Here is a 3,709-nt window from a genome sequence, read left to right as displayed (position 1 = left end):
ACGAAAATCAGCGTGCCCGGGTAGTTTTCCAGCGCCAGGTTCAGCGCTTCGATGGATTCCATGTCCAAGTGGTTGGTCGGTTCGTCCATGATCAGCACGTTCGGCTTTTGCAGAATCAGCTTGCCGAACAGCATACGGCCTTGCTCACCACCGGAAATCACCTTGACCGACTTGAGGATCTCGTCGTTGGAGAACAGCATGCGGCCCAGGGTGCCACGGATCACTTGCTCGCCTTGGGTCCATTGGCCCATCCAGTCGAACAGGCTCATGTCGTCTTCAAAGTCGGAAGCGTGGTCCTGGGCGTAGTAGCCCAGTTCCGCAGCGTCGGTCCATTTGATGCTACCGGCGTCCGGGGTCAGTTCGTTGACCAGGGTGCGCAGCAGGGTGGTCTTGCCGATACCGTTCGGGCCGATGATCGCTACGCGCTCGCCAGCTTCAACCTGGAAGCTGAAGTCCTTGAACAGCGGCTTGCCGTCGAAACCTTTGGCCATTTTTTCGACCATGACAGCCTGGCGGTGCAGTTTCTTGTTCTGATCGAAACGGATGAACGGGCTCACACGGCTCGAAGGCTTGACCTCGGCCAGCTGGATCTTGTCGATCGCTTTGGCACGGGAAGTGGCCTGCTTGGCTTTCGAGGCGTTGGCCGAGAAGCGGCTGACGAACGATTGCAGCTCGGAGATCTGTGCTTTCTTCTTGGCGTTGTCCGACAGCAGTTGCTCGCGGGACTGGGTCGCCACGGTCATGTACTCGTCGTAGTTGCCCGGGAACAGGCGCAGCTCGCCGTAATCCAGGTCAGCCATGTGGGTGCACACGCTGTTCAGGAAGTGACGGTCGTGAGAGATGATGATCATCAGGCTGTTACGCTGGGTCAGGATGTTTTCCAGCCAGCGGATGGTGTTGATGTCCAAGTGGTTGGTCGGTTCGTCGAGCAACAGCACTTCAGGGTCGGAGAACAGCGCCTGGGCCAGCAATACGCGCAGTTTCCAGCCTGGGGACACTTCGCTCATCGGGCCGAAGTGTTGTTCCAGGGGAATGCCCAGGCCCAACAGCAGTTCACCGGCGCGGGATTCGGCGGTGTAGCCGTCCATCTCGGCGAATTCGGTTTCCAGCTCGGCCACGGCCATGCCGTCGTCTTCGCTCATTTCCGGCAGCGAGTAGATGCGGTCGCGCTCGGCCTTGACCTTCCACAGCTCTTCATGGCCCATGATCACGGTGTCGAGCACGGTGAATTCTTCGTAGGCGAACTGATCCTGGCGCAGTTTACCCAGGCGTACGTTCGGCTCCAGCATGACCTGGCCGCCGGACGGATCGAGGTCGCCGCCGAGGATTTTCATGAAGGTCGACTTGCCGCAACCGTTGGCACCGATCAAGCCATAACGGTTGCCTGCGCCGAACTTGACCGAGACGTTCTCGAAGAGCGGCTTGGCGCCGAACTGCATGGTGATGTTAGCTGTGGAGATCAATTACTTTACCTATCAATGGGTTGCGAGCGTGGCGGCAGGAGCCTTCAGGCATGCGTCAACAGCGACATCAAGGCGCGAAACCCGGTCGCTGAACAGAAAATTTTGGATGTGTGTTGGAATTTGGCGCGCATTGTCGCATATGTCAGGCGACAGTTGTATGGCTCGCGGCAGATGCTTTCATCCCGCTCCAGCCAGAGCGGCGCCGCAGACTGGCCGGGTCCTCTTATGGACTGCCAGCAGGGAGATCAACAGTAGGGTTTCCAGCCGGTGGGTATTTGGCTTGTTGCCGCGCACTTGCAGATTGAGCATTTGCAGGAGTACCCGCACTCCAATCGCGAAGCGCTCTACGACACGTACGAGCAGCAACCGGCGCAACCGGCGCAGCTGCCGCTGTGTTTCACCCTGACGGCCATCAAGCGTCGCGGCTGAGTGGTTTTTTCGCGCGCAAAAAAAAGGCCCGCGAGGAGAGGCGGGCCAAGTGATTCACTGGAGTAGGTAGGGCTTACCGTATAGACCGAGAAGTGAAGGCCGCGTGAAAACCATGTCGCAAGTTCGGATGCCGCGTGGATCAGGCTCTGCGCACAAATGTGCGCATGGTTTGGCCTGGGCCGGTGCTGAAGACATCCGGTCGGGGCATGCCTTCATCCGCCGCAATAAATACAAACTCGTCTTTTTCGAGGCGGTAGCTGGCGGGTAACAACTTGCCGGCGTCCTCACCCATGGAGTCTTCCCAGGTAATGCTTTTGGGCGTGGTGCTGCTGTCCAGGAAAAAACGCCCGGCGAGCAGAATTTCGCCACTGACGGTGGTGACTTCGAAACGGTCCTCCTTGATTGTCGTAATGGCACCCGGCGCGCTGTGCCCATCTTCGGGGTTGAGCACGCCACTGTCCTCCAAGGCGGTCTGTTCCCAGATGCCTTGAAGCGTTTGAAAGTCCGGATCCGAAAGCAATGTCATGCAAATTCCTTATTGCGAAGCTGTTTGGGCGTGGAAGCGTCTGTGTAAACAGGTCGAGTGTATCCAGGGTAATGCTGAAAAAGTGAAATTGGCTCATTTTTTCGTTAATTGGCCGCTGTTTTACGCCGTTTTTACGATGCATTGACTACGCTTGTAACAGTTTTGCCCTATATAGATATTGCCTTGTGTAGGCATCGACACAAAGAAAGAAACAATCTCTAATCACATCGGACTTTTCCTATAGCTCAGTGGTCTGAATCACCATTGGTCATCCCTGTTCAGGGCGTTGTCCCTGATCCTTGCGCTCATCGGGCTTCAACAGGGTGGTGGCTTTTTAGTGTCAATTTTTAAGGTGTTTTAATCTTGAATCGAACTTCACCGATCAATGCGTCTGCAGCATCCGATGAAATTGACTTGTTTGAACTCTTTCATTCCATTTGGCGACAAAAAAAACTCATCGTGGGGTTTACGATTCTCGCGGGAATCGCGGGCGTAGGCTACGCGTATGTATCGCCCAAAGTGTATGAGGTCAGCAGTGTGCTGCGGCCGGCGGCAATCAATGAGCTGGACGCCTTGAACCGCTCCGAAGTCTATAAGTTGCCACCCGCTGACGCGCTGGCAAAAGTAGGCGTGCAGCTGGATTCCTATGGCGTTCGACTGGATTTTTTCAGAAGCCACGAAGAACTGTTCAAGGCTTTCCAGAGACCCGGGCAAACCCTTGAGCAGAGTTTTGAGAACTTCAACCGCAACTCCGTCAACCTGATCCTGCCAGACCCCAAGGCTGCAGACACTACGGGCAGTTATCTGCGGCTGGAACTGCAATACCCGGCAGATATCGATGGCGTGGCGATCCTTAACGGTTTTGTCGACTATGCCATTGCGGCAGAGCGTGAACAGGTGGGCGCCGACCTCAAGGTGATCGTCAATAACCGCCTGGCAGAGCTTAAAGGCAAGATTGACGCAGCCCGTGCCAACTACGAAACCGAAAAAGAATCAAAGATCGCCACGCTGCTTGAGGCCGACCGCCTCAAGCGCGCTCGGTTGCAGGATGAGCTCAATGGGCTGCGGCTTCAGATGAAGATGGAGCGCACCGACCGCCTGGCAGAGTTGGCCGAGGCCATCTCGATCGCCAAGTCCATGGGAATCAAGACGCCTACAACGCCGTCTTCCATGGGCGATGCGACCCGCGGCGGTACCAACCAAGTGGTGCGTACCGAACTCAGCAACCAGGCCATTCCCTTGTATTTCCTGGGCACCGATGCGTTGCAAGCCGAGCGCACAGCCTTGCAAC

Annotated in this window: 3 protein-coding genes and 1 pseudogene; 2 read left to right on the top strand and 2 right to left on the bottom strand. The window is 56.4% G+C overall.

Going from position 1 to position 3,709, the window contains the following annotated elements; translation table 11 throughout:
* A partial coding sequence (locus WBB95_RS22845; protein ID WP_424489630.1) for an ABC-F family ATPase occupies positions 1–1,463 on the bottom strand: 1,463 nt, incomplete at its 3' end.
* 282 nt (positions 1,464–1,745) lie between these two features.
* Here WBB95_RS22845 and WBB95_RS22840 point away from each other — a divergent pair.
* Positions 1,746–1,892: pseudogene (locus tag WBB95_RS22840) on the top strand (SAM-dependent methyltransferase); the annotation flags it as partial.
* A 139-nt stretch (positions 1,893–2,031) separates the two neighbouring features.
* Here WBB95_RS22840 and WBB95_RS22835 read toward each other — a convergent pair.
* The gene (locus WBB95_RS22835) at positions 2,032–2,418 is read right to left on the bottom strand and encodes a TIGR03067 domain-containing protein (RefSeq protein WP_424489629.1); all 387 of its coding nucleotides are present in this window, start codon (positions 2,416–2,418) and stop codon (positions 2,032–2,034) included.
* A 363-nt stretch (positions 2,419–2,781) separates the two neighbouring features.
* Here WBB95_RS22835 and WBB95_RS22830 point away from each other — a divergent pair.
* Positions 2,782–3,709 (top strand): Wzz/FepE/Etk N-terminal domain-containing protein (locus WBB95_RS22830; RefSeq protein WP_424489628.1); only part of this gene is annotated, 928 nt, incomplete at its 3' end.

Source organism: Pseudomonas sp. (assembly GCF_049645325.1).
In the GTDB taxonomy this organism is placed as follows: domain Bacteria; phylum Pseudomonadota; class Gammaproteobacteria; order Pseudomonadales; family Pseudomonadaceae; genus Aquipseudomonas.
Note: the sequence above shows the minus strand (reverse complement) of the source record. Positions and strands in the feature narration are given on the sequence as shown.